Below are 25,946 nucleotides of genomic sequence, written 5' to 3'. Positions count from 1 at the left end.
CGCGAACAAAGGCACAGATATGTCCAGCAGCACTCCGTTGACCCGGCTTGCTGAACGCCTGAAGAGGCCGTTTTCCGGTGAAGGGGCGGCGTCCCGCCTGCGCCCGGCCGCCATGTGGTCCGAAGCCGTCAGCACGGCAGGCCTTGCACTGGCACCCGCCCGGTCCAAAGTCCGCTGGGTCTGGCTTAAGTACGCCTGGCCGGTGCTCTCGGTGGTCAGTGTCCTGGGCTGGTCCGTCCTGGCCGCGTCCATCCTGCTTTGGAGCGTCGGCCAGGCCTATGGCTGGCAGGAGGCGAAGGCCGCCGCCGTGGCAGCCTTCGTCCTGTTCGTCCTCGCCGTCGGCTTCATTTTGGGCCGCTCCTCTTATGGCGTGGTGCTGGACCTCGCCAGGACCAGGGTTGCAGTGGGGGACAGCGCCGTCGGCAGCATCGCGGTGTCCAACACCTCCACGCGTCCCCTCCTGCCGGCAGCGCTTGAGCTCCCCGTGGGAGCCGCGACCGCCGTCTTCCACCTGCCGCGGATGAAACCGCAGCAGGTCCACGAGGACCTGTTCACGATTCCCACCGCCCGGCGGGCGGTAATTATGGTGGGTCCGGTGCGGTCGGTCCGCGCCGACCCCCTGCACCTGTTGCGCCGCCAAGTGTTGTGGACTGAGCCGGAGGACCTCTACGTACATCCGCGGACCGTTGCCCTGGCCGGTTCCGCCGCCGGTTTCATCCGGGACCTTGAAGGCATGCCCACCACGGACCTGTCCAGCGCTGACGTGTCGTTCCACGCCCTCCGCGACTACGTGCCCGGTGACGACCGCCGCCACATCCACTGGAAAACCACAGCGCGGACCAACAAGCTCATGGTGCGGCAGTTCGAAGAGACACGCCGCGCCCACCTTGCCATCTCGCTCTCCATCAACACGGACGAGTACGAGACCGAGCATGAATTCGAGTTGGCCATATCCGCTGCCGCGTCCATCGGCCGCCAGGCAATCCGCGAGCAGCGCGAACTCGATGTCCTCACCCAGAAGGGCCCCCTCCGCTGCGAGACCGGCCGGAACATGCTGGACGATATGACCCGGATCGTGGGTGCACCGCTGCGGAAGACCGCTGTTGACCTGGCCCGGTCGCTGGCGGACACCATTCCGAATGCTTCGGTGGTCTTCTTCGTTGTGGGCAGCCGGGTTACCCCCGCCCAGCTCCGCTCGGCGGCCGCCTCGGTAGCGCCGGGAGTGCGCAGCCTCGCCGTCCGCATACAGGCGGGGGCAGCACCGGCCCGCGCCAACATCGCGGACCTGACAGTCCTGACGCTCGGGGACCTGTCCGACCTCGCCATCATCCTCAGAAAGGCGGCTGCATGAGCTCCGCACCCGCTTTCCGGCCACGCAGGCATCCCGCGCAGCCGCAGCCGTCCGTCTTCAGCGACGGCCAGCCGGCCTGGCACTTTGCGCTCGACGCCGGTGCCCTGGTTGTCCTGCTGGGGCTCGGCGTCCTCGGGTTCAGCCTCAGCTTCGGCGGCGACCCGTATTATCTGATCGCCGGATTCGGCGGCATCCTGCTCGGCCTGGGCACTGCCGCGGCCAACGCCCACTTCAGGCTCGGGACGCTGATCACCGCGGCCGCCACGCTCGGCTCGTACCTGGTTCTGGGCACCCTGCTTGCCGTGCCGGATGCCGCCATCGCCGGTTTTGTGCCCACGCTGGAGTCGCTGCGGACCCTCCTGCTGGGCGTCGTCTTCTCCTGGAAGGACATGCTCACTGTCGGTGTCCCGGTGGGAACCGCCGGCGGGATGCTCATTGTCCCGTTCCTCAGCGCACTCATCACGGCGCTGGCCGCAGGGCTGATGACGTGGCGGCTGAAGAGCCCGTACTGGCCGCTCCTGCCCGTCCTGGTGCTCTTCGTTACCGGTATCGCGTTCAGCACCAACGCCGGTTTCCTCAACGTGGAGCGCGGCATCTCCCTGACGGTGGTGGCCGTGGCCTGGGCCACCTTCCGCCGGGACGCGCACCGACGCCGCGACACCCGCAAAGTGTCCGTCAACCGGCCGGAGTCGGACGCGGCCACCGCGCGCCGCGCCAAGGTCCGCCGGCTGGGATCCGCCGCCGGGGTCATCGCTGCCTGCGTTGCCATTACGGCCGTGGCGTCGCCGCTGGTCACCGCCAGCGACGACAGGACGGTCCTCCGCAACACGATCGTCCCCCCGTTTGACCCGAAGGACTACATCACCCCGCTGGCGAGCTTCCGCAACTTCGTCAAGGACAAGAAGGACGACAACCTTTTCGTCGTCAAGGGCCTTCCCCGGGACGGACGGGTCAGGCTTGCGGCGCTGGACGCCTTCAACGGCACCAACTACAACATGGACCCGGACAGCTCAGGAAACTTCAGCAAGGTGGGGGATGCCAAGTCCCTCAACACGCTTGCTGACTCCGACGGCATAGTCCCCAGCAACGACTACACGCTGGACATCACCATCGAGGACTACCAGGGGTACTTCCTGCCCGGTGGCCGCCGTACCACCGGAATCAGTTTCACCGGCGACTCTTCCAGTGCTGCGTCGGGGCTGTACTTCAACTCCGGGACGGACACCGCGGTCACCACCAAGGGCCTCGCGAAGGGCGATGCGTACAGCGTCCAGGTATCCGACCCCGCAAAGCTTGAGCATGGCCAGCTGACGCAGTACGACTTCGCCAAAGTGGCGCTCCCGGACGCTTCGGAAGTGCCGCCCGTGGTAGGTTCACAGGCCAACGATTTGTCGGCCGATGCTCCCACGGCGATCGACCGGGTCCGGCAGATCGAGGCCCATTTCCAGAAGAAGGGGGCCTTCAGCAACGGACTGATCGACGACGGTCAACTGCCAAGCGTGTCCGGGCACGGTTCAGCGCGCATCCGCAGCCTCCTGACCGCCAAGCAGATGCTGGGCGACGATGAGCAGTACGCCGTGGCGATGTCCCTGATGCTCCGGCACCTGGGTATTCCGTCACGGGTGGTGATGGGCTTCTACCCGGATCCGAAGAGCCCGGAAAACGGCGCCGGAGAAGTGAAAATCACCGGCAAGGACGTCCACGCCTGGGTGGAGGTCGCCTTTGACCGTGTCGGCTGGGTGTCCTTCGACCCCACACCGCCCAAGGACAACGTCCCGATCCCGCCGGACCCGGAGAACAAGTCCAAGCCCAAGCCCCAGGTCCTGCAGCCGCCGCCTCCGCCGCAGGAACCGGCCGACCTTCCCCCGGACTCTTCCCCGGACGCGCTTGACGCTGACCAGAAGAAGAACAACCCGTGGCTGTTCTGGGGACCCATCCTCACCGCAATCGGTATTGCCCTGATCCCCATCGGGATCCTGGCGTTGCCGCTGCTGCTCATCGCGCTGCTCAAGAGCAGGCGCCGCAAGGCCCGGTTCTCCGACGGGCACCCGGCCGAACGGGTTGGTGGCGGCTGGAACGAAGTAGTCAGCCTCGCAACGGACATGGGCGCCGCAGTGGACGCCCGGGCAACGCGCCGGGAGTCCGCCGTCGTCCTTGGCGAGGCATTCCCGGGAACGGTGGGCACCACCACGCTGCTGGCGCACCGTGCCGATGCCTCCATTTTCGGGGCCGGGCAGCCCAGCGAAGCGGACGTTCAGGAGTACTGGACGATCGTGGACGGCTCGCTCAGGGAAATGACCGCCACCGTGGGTTTCTGGGGTCGGCAAGCTGCCCGTTTCTCGCCGCGTTCCCTCCTGTCGGACGGCAGGACCGCACTCAAACTGAGGGGACTCCGGCCTGTCCGGCCGGCGAAAACGGACCCCGCGGGTAGGGTGAATGGCGGTCCGGCACCGTTGGGCCAGCCACCGTCGGGCCCGGCCGCGTCCGGGACGGACGACGAACAGACCGTGCTGCGGCGCGATTTGAGAGAGAACCGCAACGAACCATGATGCACGACGCCGAGCGCTGCCAGCGCTGCCAGCAACTGATACGTCCCGGAGCGACGTTCTGCCCGGCCTGTGGTGCCCCTCTGACCAACAGGGCCGCCCGTAACGTCCGGAACATCGACCACTCGCAGCGGGAGCTGATGGAGCGGGCCGCCGCGCATGGCGGCCCGATTCCCGGTAGTATCCCCGTAGCACAGGCGGGGGCGGACGCCGCCGGACCGGGCGCCTTCGGGCAAGCAGTCCACGGTCGGGGGATCCAGGTACAGGGAGCCCACGCACAAGGCGCCGACGTACAAGGGGGAGGTACCGGAATGGGTGGCAAGCTGGACTTGGTTCCCGCGGCGGCCGGCAGACGCCTTGGCGCCGCCGTGCTCGACTGGGTGGGTCCGGCCGCGTTGCTGGTGGTGATGCTGACCATCGGGTTCACCACGGTCACCCGCACCCAGAGCGGCGGCTTCATCGTTTATGACACGGCGATGCTGGTGCTTCTGGGCGGCATCGCCGTTGGCGTCACGGTGGTCTACATGCTGGTGCAGCTCGGGATCGAAGGCCGCTCCGGCAACACCATCGGCAACCGGCTCATGGGCATCCGCAGCACGGACCAGGACGGCTACGCCCCGGGCGGCGGAGCCGTGTTCCTGCGGGGCCTCATCACCGGGGCAGGCCTCCTCCTGACCGTGGTCGCAGCGGTGCTCGTGGTGGTCTTCAAGTGGTTCGAAGCCGCCCTGTGGATCCTTGCGCCCCTGGGCCTGCTCGGCATCGCCTGGGCATTCGCGGTAGTGGCTTCCAACTCCTGGGACAGGAACGGCAAGCTCAAAGGCTGGCACGACACTGCGGCCAAGACCCTCGTGTTCGACGTCAACGCCGGCCGCAACCCCATCACAACGGGGGGAATCCAGGGCCCGTACAGCTTCGCCCCGCTGGACCTCCCTCCCGTGCAACAGGTTTCCTCACCGATTGCGGGCGCGGCCAGCAGGCCGGCCCAAGGAATGCCGGCGCAAGCACCCGCGCAAGCACCCGCGAGTGGCCAGGTCATCAACCCCCAGGGCGCGCCGGTGCAGGGCGTCAACGCTCCTGTGGCACTTCCGCCGGCTCCCCTGAACCCGAACCAGTGGCAGCCTCCGGCAGCGCCCCAGCCGTGGGCCGGCCCTGCCGCCGCTGCGCCTGTTCCACCGGCGGCGCCTGCCGGACCCGCCCCGGTCCAGACCAGGCCGCTGCCGGACCTGGACGTCCAGGGCCCGGCTGCGCAGCCACTGCCGGCCCAGGATCTGACTGCGCGGGCACCGACAATGCAGGACCCGACAGCGCAGGACCCGACCATGCAGGCACCAGCGGCTCCGGCACCGGCCGTTCCGGCGTGGGCTTTCCACCCGGACGACGACCACGACCGGACCCAGATGCGCGGGCAAACCGTGCCGGCCCCGGTGGCTGTGCTGCGGATCAGGCTGGACGACGGCCGCGACTTCCAGCTTGACCGATCCGTCCTCATCGGGCGGAATCCGAGCGGCCTTCGGGGCGAACAGATCTCGCAGCTGCTCGCCGTCGCCGACCCCGGCCGTTCCATCTCCAAGACCCACCTGCACCTGCTCGAGGACAACGGCGGCGTCTGGGTTACCGACCGCAACTCCACCAACGGCAGCGCCGTCACCACTCCGGACGGCATCCGCACTGCTTTGCAGGCCGGGGAACCCGCCTTTGTACGCCCAGGGTCCACCGTGCATTTCGGTGACCGCACCTTCCACCTAGGACAGGCATGAATTCCCAGCCGGCAGCCGCCACCTCTGACACGGGCCGGGAGCCCGGACTCCAATTGAGCTGCGGCTACGGCACCGACCGTGGCCTGCGCCGGGAACTCAATGAGGATTCGTTCATCGCCTCGGATCCGGTGTTCGCCGTCGCGGACGGCATGGGAGGCCACGAAGCGGGCGAGATCGCCAGCGGAATCTGTGTCCGGACACTCGCCGGCATGCCGCAGCTGGCCACGGGGGAGCGGACGGCCACGGCCGCCGTCGTACAGCAATACCTGGTTAGTGCCGATGAACGCATCCGCACTGCAACAGGCTCGCGTGCCGGCACCACGCTCTCCGGTGTTGTGGTCGTGGAACAAATGGGGGTCCCGTACTGGCTGGTCATGAACATCGGCGACTCCCGGACCTACCGGTTGAGCCAGGGCGAATTCGTGCAGGTCAGCGTTGACCATTCCGAAGTGCAGGAACTTGTCGACGCGGGCGAAATCACCAAGGAGCAGGCGGCAGTCCATCCCCGCAGGCACGTCGTGACCCGCGCCCTGGGGACCGGCGGCGAGACAGAAGCCGACTACTGGCTGCTGCCCGTCGAGGAAGGGGACCGCATTATGGTCTGCTCGGACGGCCTGAACGCCGAGCTCACCGACGACCACATGTTCCGCATCCTGAGCACGGTGGGCCACCCCCAGGACGCCGTGGACGCCCTCATCCAGGCGGCGCTCCGCAGCGGCGGCCGTGACAACGTCACCGTGATCGTCGTGGATGCCAGGAATGTCATGAACGACGCCGGAACGGACACCGCGCCCCGCCCGGCGGTCGAAGACGAGGACACATTGCCGCGCACCGAAGTGCTCGACAGCGCCGCGGTGGACACGGAGGAACTTCCCGAGGTTCCCGGTTCCGCGCACCCTGCCGATGCGCCGGGCCCTGCGGACCAGGCTTCGGCCGGGGACGCTCCGGATGCCGTAAACGAAAACGAGGACCGCCACGATGGTCTCAAGTAGCTACACCCCGGGAACCTGGCTTGGGGTGGTCCGGTCCGGAACCGCTGTGCTGCTGGCGCCCGCGACGCCGCCTGCGCTTGTGGACTCGCTCTGGGAGTTGCTGGCCCGCGAGCCTGAAGTCCACGAAGTATTGCACGCGGTAACCAGTGCCTCCTCCGGTTCGCTGGCACGGATTCCGTGGTTCGGCATCGTGGAGTTCCGGGATTCCCTCCGGGTGTTCCTTCGCGGTGACATTGAGCTGACAGCCCAGCTTGCCGCAGGACCGGTGGAGCTGAACGGCAGCGACGTGACCACCTGGACCGAGCGCAGGCTCAGCGCACCGGAATCGTATAAGGTCTCGGTTCCCGGCGATGCGGCCGGGGCAGCCGAACTCCCGCTGGGGGATGGCGTTGTGCTGTTGCAGAGCCTTACGGTGGGACGCGTCGCCGCGGCCCTGGCGCCGATGCCGGAGACGCCGGAAATGTCCGGAACGGAAGCGGGCGGGCCGGCGGAAGTCCCACTCGCTGAAGTTCCCGTCGCGGAAGTCCCGATAGCGGAAGTACCGGTGGAACCTGTGCACGTCCCGGAACCCGTTCGCGAAGTGCCTGCCGAACATGGTGCGTCCGCCGAAACCGTGATGGGTCTTCCCGATGACGACCTCGAGTACACGAACGACGGAATGGCCGGCCTGCCGGAAGACGCCGGCACGGAAGACGCCGGCACGGACGACGCTGGCATGGAAAACGCAGGCATGGAAAACGCAGGCATGGAAGACGCAGCCGCGGAAGTTGCCGACGCCGCCTCCGGAATGGAGGCTCCGGACGCGGTTCCCGCGAACGAGCTGACGGGAAGTTACGACCATCTGTGGGACAAGACCGTCATGCGACGCATTGAGGACGCCGCGGTGCGGGATGAGCCCGAGGAGGAGCCGGGGGACCAGCCCGGTGTGGAACCGGCCGGCCCGGAGGAACCTGCCGACGGGCACGGCGATCAGCAGGAGGCAGCAGCGCAGGAACCGTCGCAAGTCGACGCCCAGCCGTCCTTTCGTGCACAGCTGCCCGTGCCCGCACACCCAGGCATGCCTGCTGCGCCACTGATCCCCTCCCAGCAGGGCGGGCTGATCGACTCTGTCCCGTGGAACACCGGCGGCGACATGCCGGCCCGGCCGGCCGGACCGCCGTCGTTCGTTCCGGAGTCGTTCGTTCCGCCGTCGTCAGGCGAAACGCCGGTCTGGCAAAGCCCGTCAGCGGTGCCCGCGCCGGAAGGCGACCACGACGGCGAAACGATCATGAAAAGCGACCTCGGGCTCGGAACCGCCCCGCAGGTGCCGGCCCCTGCCGCTGGAAGCGGCCCGGCCACCGGCCCCATGGTCCTTGCCCGTGTCTGCGCGCAGGGCCACGCGAACCCGCCGACGCACGCGCAGTGCACCGGCTGCGGCCTGGCCTTGGCTTCCGACGCCGTGCAGGTGCGGCGCCCACGGCTGGGGCGCGTTCGGGTGTCCACCGGTGAACTGATCGACCTGGACCAGTCGCTGGTGATCGGCCGCCAGCCTTCGGTGTCCCGGGTCCAGGGCGGCGGCATGCCGCGGCTCGTCCAGGTGGCAAGCCCCAGCGGCGACATTTCCCGGTCACATGTTGAAGTGCGCCTTGAAGGCTGGCACGTGATGCTGTGCGACCTCAAGGCCACCAACGGCACCGTCCTGGTCCGGGAAGGCCAGCCGCCCAGGCGTCTTGCCCAGAACGAGATGGCCATCCTTCTAGACGGCGATATTGCAGAACTCGGCGACGATGTGTCGCTGCGGTTCGAGGAGATTCTATGAGTTCCAAGCGGCCCGTAGCCCCGCCGCCGCCCATTCCCGGCTTCACGTATATCAGCCTGCTTGGTTCGGGCGGGTTCTCCGACGTCTATCTGTACGAACAGGACCGGCCTCGGCGCAAGGTTGCCGTCAAGGTGCTCCTGTCCGACCTGAAGACCGAGGGTGCCCGGCGCCGCTTCGAATCCGAAGCGAACCTCATGGCCCAGCTGTCCTCGCACCCGTACATCGTTACCATCTTCGAAGCCGAAGTCACCAAGGACGGCCATTCCTACCTGGCCATGGAGTACTGCTCCCGGCCAAGCCTGGACGTCCGCTACCGCCGGCAGCGGTTCAGCGTGGATGAAGTCCTGGCGGTCGGGATCCAGGTGGCATCCGCCGTCGAGACCGCCCACCGGGCCGGCATTGCCCACCGGGACATCAAACCGGCCAACATCCTGGTCACCGACTACAACCGTCCGGCGCTGACGGACTTCGGCATCTCCGGCACCCTCGGCAGCGATGCGGACGAGGACGCCGGGATGTCGATTCCGTGGTCCCCGCCCGAACAGTTCCGGGACGGCCCCGTGGACGGCGTGATGGTGGACGTCTGGGCGCTCGGCGCCACGCTGTACACGCTTCTGGCCGGACGGTCACCGTTCGTCCTGCCGGGTGCCGACAATTCGCAGCGCGAACTGATTTCGCGGATCACCAACTCACCCGTGCCCCAGCTGGGGCGGGCGGACGTCCCCGAATCACTTGAGCTGGCGCTCTCGACGGCGATGGCCAAGTCGGCCGTCTCCCGGTACTCCTCGGCCCATGCCTTCGCCCTGGCATTGCAGCGCACGCAGGCGGAGCTCAACCTTTCAGTCACCCCCTTCGAGGTCCTGGAGGAGGCTCACGGCGACGACAGCCACCCGGACGACGGCTTCGAGGAAACCAGGGTGCGGAGCATCGCCTCCGTGGATCCGGACCAGACAGGACACGCCCCGACATTCCCGGCCAGGGCACGTCCTGTGTCCCCGTCCGGGTTTACGTCCGTCGTGCCATCGGCACCTCCGGCAGGTCCTGCCCCGGGGCCCGCCCCAACATCACCGGGGCCGGCCGTACGCCCGGATCAACACGATGACTGGGCGCAAGGCACCATGCTGCGGGGCAGCCTCGCCGCAGCCCCGCAGGCCGGCGCCGGGAATGATGTCACCGATGACGCGACAGTCCACCGGGGTTCCCCGGCGCAGCAGGGAGGCTGGCAGGGCGGTCCGGCGGGCCGGGACAACCGCAGCGACGCCGACATCGCCGCCACGGTCAACAGGCCGCAGCCGGCGCGTGAGGTAACTGCGGAGGCCTCCGTTGACCACCCCAAGCGGAACCTCTGGTTGTCAGTGGCGGGCGCTGCCGTGCTGGCCGTCGCCGTCGTCGTGGGCATTGTCCTGGCAAGTTCCGCCGCGCCGAAGCCGGTCCCCACCGAAGCGGTGAGCAAGCCACCCGCGGATCCGCTGGACAGCGGCACTGTTCCCGAAGTCGAGGGACTTGCCGCGGAGCGTGATGAACCGGATGGGAGATTCATCGTCTTCAGGTGGTCGAACCCGCAGCCCAAACAGGGCGACACCTACAAGTGGCGGACCAGGACGGCCCAATCCGAAGGCACCTATGAGACCACACTCGCTACGAACACCTTTGTTTCCGGGCTTAAACTGCCCGTCTGCGTCCAGGTCATCATCGTCCGCGCCGACGGTTCCGCTTCACCGGGAGGGCCAGACTCCATTGCTTGCCTTGACTCGTAACCGGCACATGAAACAAACACACAGCCGACTAAGGGGGCACGGAAAATGGGGGATCTAGCAGTAGATTTCTGTGGCGAATGGTACGAGCCGTCGGACGAGGACGTCTTCAGCATCGGACGCGAGGGCGACCTGGAAGTCGACGACAACCCGTACCTGCACCGGCGGTTCCTCCAGATTGCCCGGTACGACGGCATCTGGTGGCTCAGCAACGTAGGAAGCATGCTGTCCGCCACCATTGCGGACGGCACCGGCGGGATGCAGGCATGGCTTTCGCCCGGCGCCCGGATTCCGCTTGTTTTCAGCCACACCAACGTGATCTTCACCGCCGGCCCGACCACATATGAGTTTGCCGTCCACCTAAAGACTCCCTCCTTCCGGCAGGAGGCCCCCGGTGAGGAGAGCGGCGGGGACACGACCATCGGACCGGTTGTCTTCACCGATTCCCAAAAAGCGCTCATCGTTGCCCTCGCCGAGCCCATGCTTCGGCGCGACGGCACCGGCTTCAGCGCCATCCCGTCGTCGGCGGCCGCCGCCAAGACCCTGGGCTGGGCGCTGACCCGGTTCAACAGAAAGCTGGACAACGTGTGCGACAAACTGGACCGCGTCGGCGTAGCCGGGCTCCGCGGGGGAGTCGGGAAGCTGGCCACCAACCGGCGCGCGCGGCTGGTTGAACACGCCGTGACGTCGCACCTGGTGACGGCGGACGACCTGGACCTGATCGAGCAAATGAGGGGGGTCGACGAAGGGTGAAAATCCGACTGACACTGCGCCGGGATCCGGCCGAGGCCAAAGACCTCGCCGTAACCGTTGACGGCCTGGCAACCGTGGCGGACATCGCCACCCAGCTGTGGGCCGCAGATCCCGAGCGGCGCGGGACCGAGCCGCCGGAGAACCTCTCGCTCTGCATCGATGAGGCATTCGTGGCCGGCGGGATGCGCGGCAACATCCTCAATCGCGCGGACAACCTGCTGGAATCGGGGCTCCGGCCCGGGTCCATCGTCTCGCTGACACAGGTCAGCGAGCAGTTTGCCGCGCCCGGAGCCAGCCGCGGACCCGCCGCGGCGACACTCCGTATTTTGTCCGGGCCCGACGTCGGGCAGGAATTTTCGCTGCCGTCCGGCACCAGCTACATCGGCCGGGACCGCGACGTCGACATCCGGCTATCGGACCCCATGACGTCCAAGCGGCACGCCCGCATCACGGTGGGGGAAACCGTGGAAATCGTGGACACGAATTCCGCCAACGGGCTGATCATGGACGGGCTACCAGTCACCCGCGCAACCCTGAACTCCTCGGACACAGTGACGCTTGGCGACACGACCGTTTCCGTTGTGGGGCTTGGCCACCATGGGGGTGCGCCGACGTCGCCGTTGGTGGACTTCAACCGTTCGCCCCGCGTCGTGCCGCGCTTCGCCCCACCCAAGCGCGTGCTCCCGGCCGGACCCAAACGCCAGGACCACCACCCGTTCCCTTACATCATGCTGATCGCGCCGCTCATGATGGGCGCTATTTTGTTTGCCGTCACGGGCAACGTGCTGTCGGTGCTGTTCATGATGATGATGCCGCTGTTCATCATCGGCCACTACGTGGACCATAAGATGCAAAGCAAGCGGGAACGCAAGGAGCAGCTGAAGCAGTTCCGCGAAGCGATGGCAGTGTTCCGCAAGGACATCACGGAACTTCAGCACATCGAGCGCTCCGTGCGCCTCCAGGAGGCTCCCTCCGTCAGCGACACGGTGGATTCCATCTACAAGCTGGGACCCCTGCTCTGGACGCACCGGCCCGAGCACAAGGGGTTCCTGGGCCTGCGCTTCGGGCTGGGTACGGCGCCGTCGCGCATTTCGTTTGAGGAGCCCGGCAACAACGAAACCGAAGCCGAGTACATGCAGGAAATCCAGGCCTGCCTCAAACAGTTCCAGGACATTGAAGGTGTTCCCATCGTGTCCCAGCTCCGCTCCTCCGGCGCCTTCGGGCTCGCAGGCGGCCGCGGCCTCGTGGACGATGTGGCGCGCGGGATGGTGCTGCAGACCGTGGGGCTGCATTCCCCGGCCGAAGTGGTGGTAACGGCAATCACCTCCGCCCAGTCCAGGGAGCGCTGGAACTGGCTTCAGTGGCTGCCCCACGTCGGCTCGGGGCACAGCCCGCTCAGCGGCGACCACCTCGCGGCCGGCCCTGCCGGCGGGTCCTCGCTGCTCGCCCGGCTGGAGGACCTCGTTGACCAGCGCGAAGCGGGCGCGCAGTCGCCGCGTCCCGCGCCTCGGCCAGGCGTCGACAGCGAGAACGGCGACATCCCCGCCCCCGTCCTGCCGTCCGTGCTGGTGATCGTCGAAGACGATGCTCCGGTTGACCGCGGCCGGCTGACACGGCTCGTGGAACGCGGGCCGGATTCCGGCGTCCACGTCATGTGGGTGGCAACCAGCGTCCAGTCGCTTCCTGCCGCGTGCCGCGACTTCATGGTGGTCGACGGCGACCATGGAACCACCACCGGGCAGGTCCGGCTGGGCCGCCACACCTACCCGGTCAGCTGCGAAAGCCTCGACGCCGAACTGGCCACCCAGCTGGCCCGGATGCTGTCCCCGGTGGTGGATGTGGGCAAGCCCGTTGACGACGACTCCGACCTGCCCCGCGCTGTGTCCTACGTGAGCCTGATCGGCAAGGACTTCATGGACAACCCCCAGGCGGTGGCGGACCGCTGGAAAGAGAACAACACGGTCCGGGCCACCGCCGTCGCCAACCGCAAGGACAACGGCACGCTCCGTGCCCTGGTGGGATCCAAGGGCGTCGAACCGCTGTACCTCGACCTGAAGAACGAGGGCCCGCACGCACTCGTGGGTGGCACCACGGGCGCCGGAAAATCCGAATTCCTCCAGTCCTGGGTCATGGGCATGGCGGCCGCGTACAGCCCGGACCGGGTGAGCTTCCTGTTCGTGGACTACAAGGGCGGTGCCGCCTTCGCCGACTGCCTGCACCTGCCTCACACCGTGGGCCTGGTAACCGATCTCTCGCAGCACCTGGTGCGCCGTGCCCTGACCTCCCTCCGGGCCGAACTGCACTACCGGGAGCACCTGCTCAACCGGAAGAAAGCCAAGGACCTCCTGGGCCTCCAGCGCGAGGCGGATCCCGAGGCTCCGCCGTACCTCATCATCATCGTGGACGAGTTCGCGGCCCTCGCCACCGAAGTCCCCGAGTTCGTGGACGGTGTGGTGGATGTGGCAGCCCGCGGCCGGTCCCTGGGCCTCCACCTGATCCTCGCCACCCAGCGGCCCGCCGGCGTCATCAAGGACAGCCTGCGCGCCAACACCAACCTGCGGGTGGCGCTCCGCATGGCCGACGAGGAGGATGCCACGGACATTCTCGGCGTCCCCACCGCGGCCTACTTCGACCCCTCGATCCCGGGCCGCGGTGCCGCGAAGACCGGCCCCGGCCGGATCCAGGGCTTCCAGACCGGCTACGCCGGCGGCTGGACCACGGAAAAACCGCAGGCCCCCCAGATGGACATCGTGGAAATGGCCTTCGGATCGGGGCCCAGCTGGGCCGCTCCCGCGCCTGAGAAGCCTGTGCGTGAGGAACCTGCCGGCCCCAACGACATTGCGCGGATGACGGCCAACATCATCAAGGCGGCCGAGGTGCTTTCCATCGCGCCGCCACGTAAACCGTGGCTCAACGAGCTGGCCAAGACCTACGATTTCTCCAAGCTGCCCAACCCCAGGACGGACGAACGCCTCCTCCTGGGTGTTGCCGACGACCCCGCCCACCAAGACCAGCCCACCGTCTTCTACGAGCCGGACAAAGACGGCAACATGGCCATTTACGGAACGGGTGGATCGGGCAAGTCAGCCGCCCTGCGGGGCATCGCCATCGCCGCGGCAATCACTCCGCGGGGAGGCCCTGTTCACGTCTACGGCATCGACTGCGGTTCCTCCGGACTGAAGATGCTCGACGGCCTGCCGCACGTGGGCGAGATCATCAACGGCGACGACGTCGAACGTGTCGGAAGGCTGCTCCGGTGGCTGCGCGACGTGGCCGACGACCGCGCCGCCCGCTATTCCGAAGTCCGCGCCTCCACCATTGTGGAATACCGGAAGTTGGCCAACGACCCGGAAGAGAAGCGAATCTTCATCCTGGTGGACGGCATGTCCAGCTTCCGCGAAGCCTACGAATACAGCCGGCTGTCCGCGCTGTGGGACATTTTCCTGCAGCTGGCCACGGACGGCCGGCCGTTGGGCATCCACCTCGTTGTCAGTGCCGACCGGACCAACTCCGTGCCGACCTCCCTGCTGGCGTCCATCCAGCGGCGCCTGGTCCTGCGGCTCTCGTCCGAAGATGATTACATTTCGCTCGATGTACCGAAGGACGTCCTGAGCCAGTCGTCACCCCCGGGCCGCGGCCTGCTCGGAGCCCATGAGGTCCAGCTTGCCGTGCTCGGCGGCGACTCGAACCTGGCACTGCAGGCGCGCGAGGTGCACAAGCTCAGCGAGGCCATGCTGCGCCAAGGCGTGGAGAAGGCGCCGCAGATCGAACGCCTGCCCGAACAGGTTGACCTGGACATCCTTCCGGCCGGCAGCCAGGACCTTCCGGTCATCGGTGTGGACGACGAAACGCTCCAGCCGGCCGAGATCATGGCCAAGGGCCCGCTGCTCGTTGCCGGTCCGCCAGGGGCTGGCCGGACAGTTGCACTGGTCACCATGGCCTACGCCCTGCGCCGGTCCAACCCCGGCGCCGAACTGATCTACATCGGCTCCCGCCGGTCCGCCGTGGCGTCGCTGAAGGTATGGAACCGGTCACTCGTGGGCTCTGATGACGTCGAAGAAGCCATTGACGGACTGGTGGACTACTCCGCGGAGAACCCCGGCAGGCTTGCCATCTTCATCGAGGGTCTCACCGAGTTCACGGACACCGGCGCCGAGTCCGGCATCGAGCGGCTTGTCACCACGTCCATCAAGTCCGATCAGTGGGTGGTGGGAGAGTCTGAAACCTCTACCTGGTCCTCCGCCTGGTCCTTGTCGCAGCCGTTCAAATCCGGCCGGCGGGGACTGCTGATCAATCCCGGCGACATCGAAGGCGACAGCCTACTCAACACCTCACTGGGCAAGATCAGTTCAGACTTCATTCCGGGACGCGGTTACATTGTGGGCCGGGGCAAGGTCCGCAAGCTGCAAATCGCGCTGCCCCCTGAGAACCGCAACCAGACCGAACCGGACCTGGGCCGTGTGGGAGCGGCACGGTGAGTGGTGCATGGGGAGCGGTGCCCATCGACGGTGGGTTGGGCCGCGGGATAGGTTCTAGGTAATGGATCTTCCGGATGAGCCGGGGGCCGCTGGGGAGCCGATCGGATCGGGTCCGTTGACTAAAGGAGATAACTAATGGCTATGTGGGGCGCAGACATTGCTCAGCTCAAGGCACTTGGAACCAAGCTTCAGGCTGGTTCGTCCGAGATTGAGAAGCAGAAGTCGCAGCTGTCGAAGGCTCTTGACGGCACTGACTGGAAGGGCCCGGACGCGGACAAGTTCCGCAGCGAGTGGTCCGGTTCGCACGTGACGGCCCTGGCCAAGGTGGCACAGGCGCTGCAGGAAGCCGGCAAGCAGGCTACCAAGAACGCTTCCCAGCAGGAACAGGCTTCCCACTAGGGAGGCCTCCCACAGGGAGAACATGCCGGATGCCCCGGACGCCACACAGCGTCCGGGGCATCCGGCTGTTAACCCGGCATTCGCCTTTGAGGGTGCCAGACAATGTCAGTGATCTAAGGCAGGATAGGTCTGTGAGCACAGGAAACACGGCAGCAGACACCGAAACGCAACGCAAGAATGACGCAAGCCCTGCCGGGTCAGCGCCGACTGAGGCAACAACAGCCCAGGCCAGCGCCGCAGGGGAACGGGTGCCGTCCGGTGCCGTGCGCGGGGAATACGAAAACCTGGTGGAAGAGGTGCGCAAACACCGCTTTGCCTACTACCAGGAGGACACGCCGACCATTTCTGACGCCGAGTTCGACGAACTCTTCCGGCGGCTCGAAACGATCGAAGCGATGCACCCCGAACTGGTATCCAACGATTCACCCACCCAGGAGGTGGGCGGCGAGGTGTCCGCCGCCTTTGCCGCCGTCGAACATCTCCAGCGGATGTACAGCCTCGAGGACGTCTTTTCCCTCGAGGAACTCGAGGCCTGGATCGCCAAGGCCGAGGCAGGCGTGGCCAAGCTCGGCAATGGCGCCGCCGGTCCCACCTGGCTCACCGAACTCAAGATCGACGGCCTGGCGGTCAACCTCCTCTACCGCGACGGCAAACTGGTCCGGGCCGCCACCCGCGGGGACGGCTACACCGGCGAGGACATCACCCACAACGTCCTGACCATCAAGGAAATCCCGCAGCAGCTGACCGGCGAGAACTTCCCGGCCGAAATGGAGGTCCGCGGCGAGGTCTTCATTCCGTCCCAGGCCTTCGCCGAATTCAACGAGGCGCTCATCGAGGCCGGCAAGGCGCCGCTGGCCAACCCGCGCAACGCCGCGGCCGGCTCCCTCCGCCAGAAGGACCCGGCGGAAACGGCCAAGCGCCCGCTGCGCATGTACGTGCACGGCATCGGTGCCCGCGAAGGGCTGGAAACGGCCAGCCAGTCGGACACCTACCGCCAGCTAGCCGCCTGGGGCCTGCCAACGAGCCCGTACTTTGAGCTCCTCGGCAGCCTCAAGGAAGTGCTCGCCTTCATCAAGCGCTACGGCGACAAGCGGCACAGCCTCACGCATGAGATTGACGGCATCGTGGTCAAAGTGGACGACTTCGCCACGCAGCGCGCACTCGGGTACACCTCTCGGGTGCCGCGCTGGGCTGTCGCCTACAAGTACCCGCCGGAGGAAGTCCACACCAAGCTGCTGGACATCGCCGTGAACGTGGGGCGCACCGGCCGCGTCACCCCGTACGGCGTGATGGAACCGGTGAAGGTGGCGGGTTCCACGGTGGGTATGGCCACCCTGCACAACCAGGACGTCGTCAAGGCCAAGGGTGTGAAGATCGGCGACATCGTGGTGCTGCGGAAAGCCGGGGACGTCATCCCGGAGATCGTGGGCCCGGTGCTTGCGCTCCGGGACCAGCAGGATCCGCCGGTACGGGATTTTGTGATGCCCACGGATTGCCCGTCCTGCGGGACGCCGCTTGCTCCCGGGAAGGAAGGCGACGTCGATATCCGTTGCCCCAATTCACGCTCCTGCCCTGCGCAGCTGCGTGAACGCGTCTTCCACGTGGCCAGCCGCGGCGCCTTCGACATCGAGGCTCTCGGCTGGGAAGCCGCCATTGCCCTCACCCAGCCCGCTGAGCCCGAAACTCCGCCGCTGGCCAGCGAAGCCACGCTGTTCCGGCTCACACGCGAAGACCTTGCAGATGTCCGCATCCGCCGTGAGAAGCGGTCCAAGGGAGTGGGCACCGGCGAATTCGAACTGGTGCCGTACTTCTTCAGCAAGGGCACGGCCAAGTCGCCTTCGAAGCCGACGGCCACTACCGAAAAGCTCTTCAGCGAACTGGAGAAAGCCAAAACCCAGCCGCTGTGGCGCGTCCTGGTGGCGCTGTCCATCCGGCATGTCGGGCCCCGCGCGTCGCGCGCCCTTGCCACGGCCTTCGGTTCGATGGAGGCCATCCGACAGGCCTCCGAGGAAGATCTGGCCCATGTCGACGGCGTGGGCCCGGTGATCGCGGCGGCGCTGAAGGAATGGTTCGCCGAGGACTGGCACCGCGAAATCGTGGAGAGCTGGGCTGAAGACGGTGTGCGGATGGCGGATGAGCGGGACGAATCCACCCCGCGGACCCTGGAAGGGCTGACCATCGTGGTCACCGGAAGCCTCGAAGGGTTCAGCCGGGACGAGGCCAAGGAAGCCATCCTTATCCGCGGCGGCAAGGCTGCCGGGTCCGTCTCCAAGAACACCAGCTACGTCGTGGCGGGTGAGAACGCCGGAACAAAACTGGACAAGGCCGAGCAGCTGGGCCTTCCGGTGCTGGACGAGGACGGCTTCCGGGAGCTCCTGGCCAACGGGCCCGCCGGCGGGACCGCCGGCGCTCCTGCCGGCGCTTCCGACAGTGCTCCCGGGGACGCGTCGGATGAAGCCGCCACCGACGGCGACGTTGCCGAAGACCACCAGGAAGAGCTGCGGGAATGAGTGTCACACCGGCAGACCTGCTCGAGGTGGCCAAGGAGGCGGCCGCAGCCGGGGCCGCGGTGCTCGCCACCCGGAACGCCGCGGAACTGGACATCAGCAACAAGGGAGACTCCGGGGACTGGGTCACGGCGTTCGACGTCGCCGCCGAGAACGCCGTACGTGCAGTCATTGCCCGCGCCCGGCCGCAGGACACCGTGACCGGCGAGGAACACGGCACGCTTAGCCGGGACAATCCCAGCGGGTACCGCTGGTCAATCGACCCGCTGGACGGCACCACCAACTTCATCCGGAACATCGTCTACTACGGCACGTCCGTGGCAGTGGCGGATCCCGACGGCGCCTGGCTGGCCGGCGTCGTCAATGCCCCCGCCCTGGGCCGCGTCTACTACGCATCCCGCGGGCAGGGCGCGTGGCTGGAGGAGCGCGGACAGCGGACCCAGCTCACCGGTCCCGTTCCAGGCCGCGCCGGGCAGATCCTGGCCACCGGCTTCAGCTACGATCCCGATGTCCGTGCCGAGCAGGCCGAGGCCCTGGGCGGCTTCATGGACGGTTTCGCCGATGTGCGCCGGCTGGGGTCCGCTGCCCTGGACCTGTGCCTTGTGGCGGACGGAACCCATGACGCCTTCGGCGAACGCGGTCTCAATGAGCATGATTTCTCAGCCGGTGCCCTCATCGCCGAGGAGGCGGGATGCTGGGTCCGCCGCCCGCGCCTCACCAGCCCGGTCGACGGCGGACCCTCCGACGAGGAACGCCTCGCCGCGTGGACATGCGCCGGGACGCTGGAGCTGTCAGGGAAGTTTCCGCTCTGACGGGCGGCGGGCGACGAGCGGCAGGGGCTCAGGCGCGGCTCAGGCGTGCGCGGCAGCCAGCCCGGCGGCACCGGAGTAACGGTTGAGCGGCCGCTCGAGCCCGTAGTGACCCCGCAGCGTATCTGCCGTGTACTCCGTGCGGAACAGGCCGCGCCGCCGAAGGACCGGCACCACGTGGTCCACGAAAGCCTCCAGCCCTGAGGGGAGCACTGCGGGCATGATGTTGAAGCCGTCCGCGGCACCGTTCTCGAACCAGAGCTGAATGGCATCGGCTACCTGCTCGGGCGTTCCCGAGAACGTGCGGTGGCCGCGGCCGCCGCCCAGCCGTCCGATCAGCTGGCGCACCGTGAGCTGTTCGCGGCGGGCAAGCTCCACGATCAGGGTGTAGCGGCTCTTGGCGCCCTGGACGGAATCCTCATGCGGAAGGTCTGCCGGCAGTTGCCTGTCCAGGGGCAGGTCGTCCGGGCTGACGCCCAGGGTCTTCGCCAGTTCGATGCGCGCATACTCGGGCCGGATCAGATCGTCGAGTTCGCGTTCCAGTTTCTTGGCCTCGGCTTCCGTGCCGGCCAGCACGGGCACAATGCCGGGCAGGATCTTGATGTCCTCCGGGTCGCGTCCGGCGGCTGCGGTGCGGGCCTTGAGGTCGGCGTAGAAACCCTGCGCGTCTTCGAGCGTCTGCTGCGCAGTGAACACAGCCTCCGCGTAGAGCGCCGCCAGGCCCTTGCCGTTTTCGGAGGATCCGGCCTGGACGATCAGCGGGTAGCCCTGCGGCGACCGCGGTACATTCAGCGGACCGCGCACCCTGAAATGCTTGCCGACGTGGTCGATCGGCCTGACCTTGTCCGCATCGGCCCAGACTCCGGCCTCCTTGTCCGCCACCACGGCGTCGTCATCCCAGCTGTCCCAGAGCTTGCCGGCGACGTCCAGGAACTCCGCAGCCCGTTCATAACGGGTGGCGTGCGCAGGCTGGTCATCGACGCCGAAGTTCCGCGCGGCGTCGGGCCCCGCAGTGGTGACCACGTTCCAGCCGGCACGGCCGCCGCTGACGAAATCGACGGAGGCGAAGCGGCGGGCAAGGTTGAACGGATCGTTGTAGGTGGTGGAGGCCGTGGCAATCAGGCCGATCTTCTCGGTGGCTGCGGCGATGGCGGTCAGCAGCACCGTCGGTTCGAGCTTTCCGGCCGGCCGGCGGCCCACGTTGCCGAAGATCACGGGCGAGTCCGCGAAGAAGATGGAATCGAAAGTGGCGCGCTCGGCAATCTGTGCCAGGTTGCGGTAGTGGCTGATGTCCGTGCTGGCCCGGGGGTTGCTCTCGGGCAGCCGCCACGAGGCTTCGTGGTGGCCGGTGCTCATGAGGAAAGCATTAAGGTGCAGGGTGCGCTGGGACGGTGCCATGGTGTGATCCTGTCGGTCGGGTTGTTGTCCGGGCGGCGTGTTGGTGATGCAAATCAACCACAGCCGCACCTGCCGCTGCCAGCCCCGCCGACCACTGGAGAAACGGCGCGAAACAGCGGGAAATGCCCGGAAATAGAGGGAAACACCCGGCAACGCCCGGACACGCGGCGCAACACAAGGCCATCCGGGCCCACTGATAGTTCAGTCACGGAAACAGCCATTTTGCGGGCTGCGGGACGCGCGCGCAATTAGCATGGATAAGTGCATCCGCAGATCCTCATTCGCCCCGCCATCCCGGCAGATTACGACGCCGTGGCCCGCATTACGCGGGACGCCTACCTTGCCGCGGGCTACTTCGCGAATGCCGACCACCCGTACATGCTGCAGATCCAGGACGTCGCAAAGCGGGCCGCCCAGGCCACCATCTGGGTTGCCGAGCGGGCGGGCCGCGTCGTCGGTTCCGTGACACTCGCCGTCGCCGGTGAGCCTTTCGCGGACATCGCGCTGGCGGACGAACTCGAATTCCGCATGCTGGTGGTGGACCCCGCGGTCCAGCGCAGCGGCGCCGGCAGGGCCATGGTCGATGCGATTATTGCCCACGCCAAGGCGCTGGGAGGCGTCAGGGCCGTGTCCCTCACGACGGGCCTCACCTGGGAAAGCGCGCACGGGCTGTACCGCAAGATTGGCTTCCAGCGCGTACCCGAGCGCGACTGGTTCGTGCCGGATACCGACATAAAGCTGCTGGTTTACCGGCTGGACGTCTAGCCGCCCTAAAGTGGTGCCGACTCAAGGCACCATCGGAAGGCAGACCATGCGCAAGACATTCGGCTCCGGCTCCACGTGGGAGCAGACCCTCGGCTATTCCCGTGCGGTGCAGGTGGACAACACCCTGTACATCTCCGCCACCGCGGCCAGCGGTGAAGACGGAATCGTGGGCGAGGATTTCTATGTCCAGACCAAGTCCATCCTGGAAAAGCTGGGCGCAGTCCTGGCCGAGGCAGGGTTCGAATACGGCGACGTGGTGCAGTCCAAGCTGTACCTGACCGACATCAGCAAGTGGGAAGACGCCGGCCGCGCCCATGGTGAAGTGTTCGGCGAGATCCGGCCCACCCTGTCCCTGGTCCATGTGCTGCCGTTCCTCGACCCCAAGATGCTGGTGGAGATCGAACTCGTGGCTCAGAAGAGCGCCAGCTAGCTGGCCGGGAGGCCGTAGCGGTGTTCGGGGCGGCCGGTGGTTCCGTAGCGGAGCTGGATGTCGACGGCGCCGTCATCCGCCAGCGAGGACAGGTATCGCTGGGCGGTGGCCCGGGAAACACCGACCCGCCCCGCCACCTCGGCCGCCGAATACTGTTCCCCGGGCACCAGGGATTCCAGCACTGCCGCCTCGGTGGCGGAGCGCGGCTTGGCCGATACCGTGGCGTCCCCGGGAATCAAGGACCTTTTGGCCCGCTCCACCGTGTCCTGGTCCAGCGCGCCGGGCTGGGCCAGGATCCGCCGGTACCGGGCATAGGAACGGAGCTGCTGGGACAACGACTCGGCCGTGAACGGCTTCAGCAGGTACCCCAGGGCGCCGCGCCGGAAGGCGGCGCGCAGCGAAACGGCGTCCGACGCCGCGCTCAGGATCATGGTGTCCACATCCAGCTGGCGGAGCAGGTCCAGGCCCGAGCCGTCAGGCAGGTACACATCCAGCAGCACCAGGTCCGGGCGCAGGCTGTGGATGGCCTGCAGTGCCTGGGACGCCGAACCCGCGGGCGGCAGCGCGAGGAAGCCGGCCACCGAATCCACGTAGGCCGCGTGCAGCTTGGCGACGTGGAAATCGTCGTCCACAATCAGCACCCTGAAATCCTCAGACATCCCTTTCCTCCCCGATCAAACTGTCGTTCCTGATGAGCTTGTCCTTTCCGGGCAGGTCGGCTGTGGTCCGCGGCAGCGTTGCCATGAAGACTGCGCCGGGGCCGCCGGGGGAGCCGGGCTCCAGGACCCGGACGTCCCCGCCGCGGCGGCGCGCAAGCTGCCGGGCAAGTGCCAGTCCCAGGCCCTGCCCGCCGGCGGCACGTGCCGGCCGTGCCGCCGTCGTGAATCCTTCGCCGAACACCGCCTCCGCCCCGCCGGCCGCCGTTTCGGGAGCCAGGCCGTCGCCGGAGTCCGCGACGACGACGTGCAGCGTCCCGCCGTCGGGCCCCGGTTCGTCCAGCAGTTCCACTTCAACCCAGCGGTCCTCCGCGGAGCCGGCGACGGCGGCGTTCACGGCGTTGTCGATCAGGTTCCCCAGCACCGTGGTGACGTCCTGCGGTTCGGTGACTTGGCCGCGCACCAGCGTTTCCGGGCCGATGCGCAGTGTCACGCCGCGTTCGTCCGCCTCCACGCCCTTGGCGCCGACGAAAGCCTGCAGGTACGGGTCCTGCAGGAGCTCGGCCTGGTCCACCGGGAACTTGAGCGGGCCGGTGGCGGCCAGGCGCGCCAGGTAGTCGCGGGCCTGCTGGTGCTGCCCGATGCTCATGAAACCGGCGATGGTGTGCAGCTGGTTGGCGAACTCGTGGCGCTGGGCGCGCAGCGCGGTGGACATGGTGCCCACGGCATCGAGCTGGCGGGTGAGCTGCTGCAGTTCGGTGCGGTCGCGGAGCATCACCACCCAGCCCAGGTCCTCCCGCCGGTGCAGCGCCTTGCGGGCGCTGGCCACCAGAACGCGGGCGCCGGCGATGATTTCGACGGCGTCTGCTTCTGCCGCGTCCGGCCGGGTCAGAGCCTTCAGCTGCTCCGGGATCGGGGCCTGTTCCCACGGTGTTCCGGCGAGATCGGGCTGGGCGAGGAGCCTCTGCGCGGCGGCGTTGAAGACGCTGATCCGGCCGTCGGCCGCTACGCCGATCACGCCGTCGTCAACGCCCTGGAGGACAGCCACCTGGTCATGGACCAGGGTGCTGATCTCCTCAGGTTCCAGGCCCAGCGTCAGTCGCTGCAGGCGACGGCGCAGGAGGAATGAGGCCAGGGCTCCGGCCAGCAGCGAACCGGCCGCGGTCAGTGCGATGGGCGTGATGTCGCGGGCCAGGCTGTGGACGATGCTCTCGGTGGAATACCCCACGCTGACCTCGCCCACCACAGTGTCCGAGTCCGGGCCGAAGACGGGCACCTTGGCTCCCGCCGAGGGTCCCAGCGTGCCGGTGTTCCGGGTGGTCACTTCCTTGCCCGAGAGGGCATCGGAGGGATCCGTGCTGACTTTTTCGCCGAGCCGGTCGGCGTCCGGGTGCGCGAGCCGCAGGCCCGTTTCATCCGTGATCACCACGAACAGCGCCCCGGTGCGGGTCCGTGCACCCTCGGCCGCCCCCATCAGGGGGCCGGTGAGCAGAACCGATGCCGGGGGAGTGCCCGCCTCGCGGCTGATGGCCTGGACCTCCCGCCGGACCGTGGGATCCGAGGCCACGGTGCGGGCCAGGGTGAGTGCCTGGTTTTCCGCTTCCCGGCCAAGCCGTTCGTACGTCAGCCAGGCATGCACGGCACCGCTGAGCAGCACAACGAGCAAAACCACTCCGAGCTGGAGCAGGAGGGTCTGAGTGGAAAACCGCAGGGGCTGCCTCGGTACCGGACGCTTCATTGCCCTCCTGACGGGGTTTTGGCCTGCTGAGCTAAATGAGCAAAATGCTCCCAATAAGCAGTATGCCAATCAATTGAGCCAAAGGCACTGCCGTGACGCGGGCCACTCTAACGTCTGTAGTACGCATCACACCGGGGTGGTGCTGAACACATAAAGGAGCCGGCCGTGCTGGTATTACTAGGATTCGCCATGATCGCGGTATTCATGGTGCTGATCATGACGAAGAAGTTGACGCCAGTGCTGGCGCTGATCATTGTGCCCACCGTCTTCGGGCTGTTCGCCGGGGCGGGGCTGGGTATCGGGGACATGGTGCTGGACGCGATGAAGTCCATGACCTCCACCGCAGCCCTGCTGATGTTCGCCATCATCTACTTCGGGCTGATGATCGACGTCGGGCTGTTCGACCCGTTGGTGCGGTTCATCCTCCGCAAGCTGGGCAATGACCCGGCCAAGGTGGTGCTGGGCACCGCCATCCTGGCCGCCGCCGTGTCCCTCGACGGCGACGGCTCCACCACCTTCATCCTCACCACGGCCGCCATGCTGCCCATCTACCTGCGGCTCAAGATGAGCCCCGTGGTCCTGACCTGCGTGGCCGGCCTCGCCAACGGCACCATGAACATCCTGCCGTGGGGCGGCCCCACCGCCCGCGCCGCCACCGCGCTCAAGCTCGACGTCAACGACGTCTTCGTTCCCATGATCCCGTCCCTCATCGCCGGCCTGGTCGTTGTCCTCGTCTTCTCCTGGCTGCTCGGCCTGCAGGAACGCAACCGCCTCCGCGCCACCGCACCGGAAATCTGGGGCATGCCGGATTCGGCAGAAGCGTTCTCTGCAGAGCCGTTCGACGGCGGCACGTCCGGCAGCGCCGGCGGCACCTCCCGCCGCGGTTCCGGCAGCGGTGCCGCACCTGTTCCCGCAACGGGCGGCCCCGCCGGCCTCTCCCCGGAGGGATCCTCCGTTGCCGTGCTGGAACGCACCGGCACCTTGGTTGAGGGAACAGTTGACGACCGCGACTCCGCCATGGCGGACACCGCCCTGGACCCAAACCGCAAGACCCTGCGCCCCAAGCTGCAGTGGTTCAACCTCGGCCTCACCGTCTGCGTGATGGTTATGCTCGTGGCCGACCTGGTGCCCCTGCCGTTCGTCTTTATGGTGGGCTCGGCCATCGCCCTGCTGGTGAACTTCCCCAAGGTCAAGGACCAGGGCGCCCAGCTCATCGCCCACGCTCCATCCATCGTGGCCGTCGTCAGTATGGTCATGGCTGCAGCAGTGCTCACCGGTGTCCTGAAAGGCACCGGCATGGTCGAGGCCATGTCCGCGTGGCTTGTGCAGATCATCCCCACCAGCATGGGCCCGTTCATGGCCGTCATCACCGGCGTCCTCAGCATCCCCATGACGTTCTTCATGAGCAACGACGCCTTCTACTTCGGCGTCCTCCCCGTGCTGAGCGAGACGGCCGCGCACTACGGCATCAGCGCCGCCGAAATGGCCCGGGCCTCCATCACCGGCCAGCCGTTCCACCTGCAGAGCCCACTGGTGCCCGCCATCCTGCTGCTCGTCTCGCTCGCCAAGGTGGACCTCGGCGACCACCACAAAAAGGTGCTGTGGCGCACCGCCGTTATCTCGCTGGTAATGCTCGGAGTCGGAATGCTGACGGGAGCCATCGGCATCGGCTAGGGTGAAGCTGCCTGCGGCCGCACGCTGCTTGCAGATGCGCTGTGGGCCGGTGCTGCCCGTCTGACGCCCGCTGGGGGTCGTCAGGCGGGCACACTGTTGCAACGTAGACTATTGGGGAAACCAAAACTACATTGCAGGGGA

The 25,946-nt window shown here is 67.4% G+C and carries 17 protein-coding genes; 14 read left to right on the top strand and 3 right to left on the bottom strand.

Annotated features, from left to right (window positions below):
• Positions 1 to 19: 19 nt before the first annotated feature.
• The 11 genes from J7I79_RS12200 to J7I79_RS12150 all read left to right on the top strand — a co-directional run bounded on the left by J7I79_RS12200 (position 20) and on the right by J7I79_RS12150 (position 19,147).
• Entirely contained in the window at positions 20 to 1,351 is a 1,332-nt protein-coding gene (locus tag J7I79_RS12200) for a DUF58 domain-containing protein (protein WP_214953471.1), read from the top strand.
• The gene (locus J7I79_RS12195; protein ID WP_214953470.1) at positions 1,348 to 3,900 is read left to right on the top strand and encodes a transglutaminase domain-containing protein; all 2,553 of its coding nucleotides are present in this window, start codon (positions 1,348 to 1,350) and stop codon (positions 3,898 to 3,900) included. The genes J7I79_RS12200 and J7I79_RS12195 overlap by 4 nt, the downstream gene beginning before the upstream one ends.
• Positions 3,897 to 5,654, top strand: a complete 1,758-nt coding sequence (locus J7I79_RS12190) for an RDD family protein (protein ID WP_214953468.1) — start codon at positions 3,897 to 3,899, stop codon at positions 5,652 to 5,654. The genes J7I79_RS12195 and J7I79_RS12190 overlap by 4 nt, the downstream gene beginning before the upstream one ends.
• Complete coding sequence (locus tag J7I79_RS12185) at positions 5,651 to 6,646, top strand: PP2C family serine/threonine-protein phosphatase (RefSeq protein ID WP_214953465.1); 996 nt, start codon at positions 5,651 to 5,653, stop codon at positions 6,644 to 6,646. Before J7I79_RS12190 ends, J7I79_RS12185 begins: the two co-directional genes overlap by 4 nt.
• Positions 6,633 to 8,444 carry an FHA domain-containing protein gene (locus J7I79_RS12180; RefSeq protein ID WP_214953463.1) on the top strand — a complete coding sequence of 604 codons (1,812 nt, stop codon included), beginning with the start codon at positions 6,633 to 6,635 and terminating at the stop codon, positions 8,442 to 8,444. The genes J7I79_RS12185 and J7I79_RS12180 overlap by 14 nt, the downstream gene beginning before the upstream one ends.
• Positions 8,441 to 10,201, top strand: a complete 1,761-nt coding sequence (locus J7I79_RS12175; RefSeq protein WP_214953460.1) for a serine/threonine-protein kinase — start codon at positions 8,441 to 8,443, stop codon at positions 10,199 to 10,201. Before J7I79_RS12180 ends, J7I79_RS12175 begins: the two co-directional genes overlap by 4 nt.
• Positions 10,202 to 10,246: 45 nt before the next feature.
• A complete protein-coding gene (locus tag J7I79_RS12170) occupies positions 10,247 to 10,951 on the top strand; it encodes a hypothetical protein (protein WP_214953458.1) in 705 nt (234 codons plus the stop codon).
• Positions 10,948 to 15,429, top strand: a complete 4,482-nt coding sequence (locus J7I79_RS12165; protein WP_214953456.1) for an FtsK/SpoIIIE domain-containing protein — start codon at positions 10,948 to 10,950, stop codon at positions 15,427 to 15,429. Before J7I79_RS12170 ends, J7I79_RS12165 begins: the two co-directional genes overlap by 4 nt.
• Before the next feature lie 135 nt (positions 15,430 to 15,564).
• On the top strand, positions 15,565 to 15,828 hold the full coding sequence (locus tag J7I79_RS12160; protein ID WP_214953455.1) for a hypothetical protein: 264 nt from the start codon (positions 15,565 to 15,567) through the stop codon (positions 15,826 to 15,828).
• Positions 15,829 to 15,959: 131 nt separating this feature from the next.
• Positions 15,960 to 18,338 carry an NAD-dependent DNA ligase LigA gene (gene ligA, locus J7I79_RS12155; RefSeq protein WP_396020196.1) on the top strand — a complete coding sequence of 793 codons (2,379 nt, stop codon included), beginning with the start codon at positions 15,960 to 15,962 and terminating at the stop codon, positions 18,336 to 18,338.
• A complete protein-coding gene (locus J7I79_RS12150) occupies positions 18,335 to 19,147 on the top strand; it encodes an inositol monophosphatase family protein (RefSeq protein WP_214953451.1) in 813 nt (270 codons plus the stop codon). Before ligA ends, J7I79_RS12150 begins: the two co-directional genes overlap by 4 nt.
• Before the next feature lie 39 nt (positions 19,148 to 19,186).
• On the opposite strand, the gene J7I79_RS12145 is transcribed toward J7I79_RS12150, so the two are convergent.
• On the bottom strand, positions 19,187 to 20,542 hold the full coding sequence (locus tag J7I79_RS12145; RefSeq protein WP_214953450.1) for an LLM class flavin-dependent oxidoreductase: 1,356 nt from the start codon (positions 20,540 to 20,542) through the stop codon (positions 19,187 to 19,189).
• 261 nt (positions 20,543 to 20,803) lie between these two features.
• Between J7I79_RS12145 and J7I79_RS12140 the strand changes: the two genes are divergently transcribed.
• Both J7I79_RS12140 and J7I79_RS12135 read left to right on the top strand, forming a co-directional pair.
• Positions 20,804 to 21,307: a GNAT family N-acetyltransferase gene (locus J7I79_RS12140; protein WP_214953448.1), complete on the top strand. Its 504-nt coding sequence runs from the start codon at positions 20,804 to 20,806 to the stop codon at positions 21,305 to 21,307.
• A gap of 46 nt (positions 21,308 to 21,353) precedes the next feature.
• Positions 21,354 to 21,737 carry a RidA family protein gene (locus tag J7I79_RS12135; protein ID WP_214953446.1) on the top strand — a complete coding sequence of 128 codons (384 nt, stop codon included), beginning with the start codon at positions 21,354 to 21,356 and terminating at the stop codon, positions 21,735 to 21,737.
• On the opposite strand, the gene J7I79_RS12130 is transcribed toward J7I79_RS12135, so the two are convergent.
• Positions 21,734 to 22,396, bottom strand: a complete 663-nt coding sequence (locus J7I79_RS12130) for a response regulator (protein WP_214953444.1) — start codon at positions 22,394 to 22,396, stop codon at positions 21,734 to 21,736. The genes J7I79_RS12135 and J7I79_RS12130 overlap by 4 nt on opposite strands.
• On the bottom strand, positions 22,389 to 24,131 hold the full coding sequence (locus tag J7I79_RS12125; RefSeq protein WP_214953442.1) for an ATP-binding protein: 1,743 nt from the start codon (positions 24,129 to 24,131) through the stop codon (positions 22,389 to 22,391). Before J7I79_RS12125 ends, J7I79_RS12130 begins: the two co-directional genes overlap by 8 nt.
• A 165-nt stretch (positions 24,132 to 24,296) precedes the next feature.
• On the opposite strand from J7I79_RS12125, the gene J7I79_RS12120 reads away from it, so the two are divergent.
• The gene (locus J7I79_RS12120; RefSeq protein ID WP_214953439.1) at positions 24,297 to 25,805 is read left to right on the top strand and encodes a CitMHS family transporter; all 1,509 of its coding nucleotides are present in this window, start codon (positions 24,297 to 24,299) and stop codon (positions 25,803 to 25,805) included.
• Positions 25,806 to 25,946 lie beyond the last annotated feature (141 nt).

This window comes from Arthrobacter sp. ISL-69 (assembly GCF_018613775.1).
In the GTDB taxonomy this organism is placed as follows: domain Bacteria; phylum Actinomycetota; class Actinomycetes; order Actinomycetales; family Micrococcaceae; genus Arthrobacter.
The sequence above is the reverse complement of the archived record's forward strand: the minus strand, read 5'-3'. Positions and strand labels throughout refer to the sequence as shown.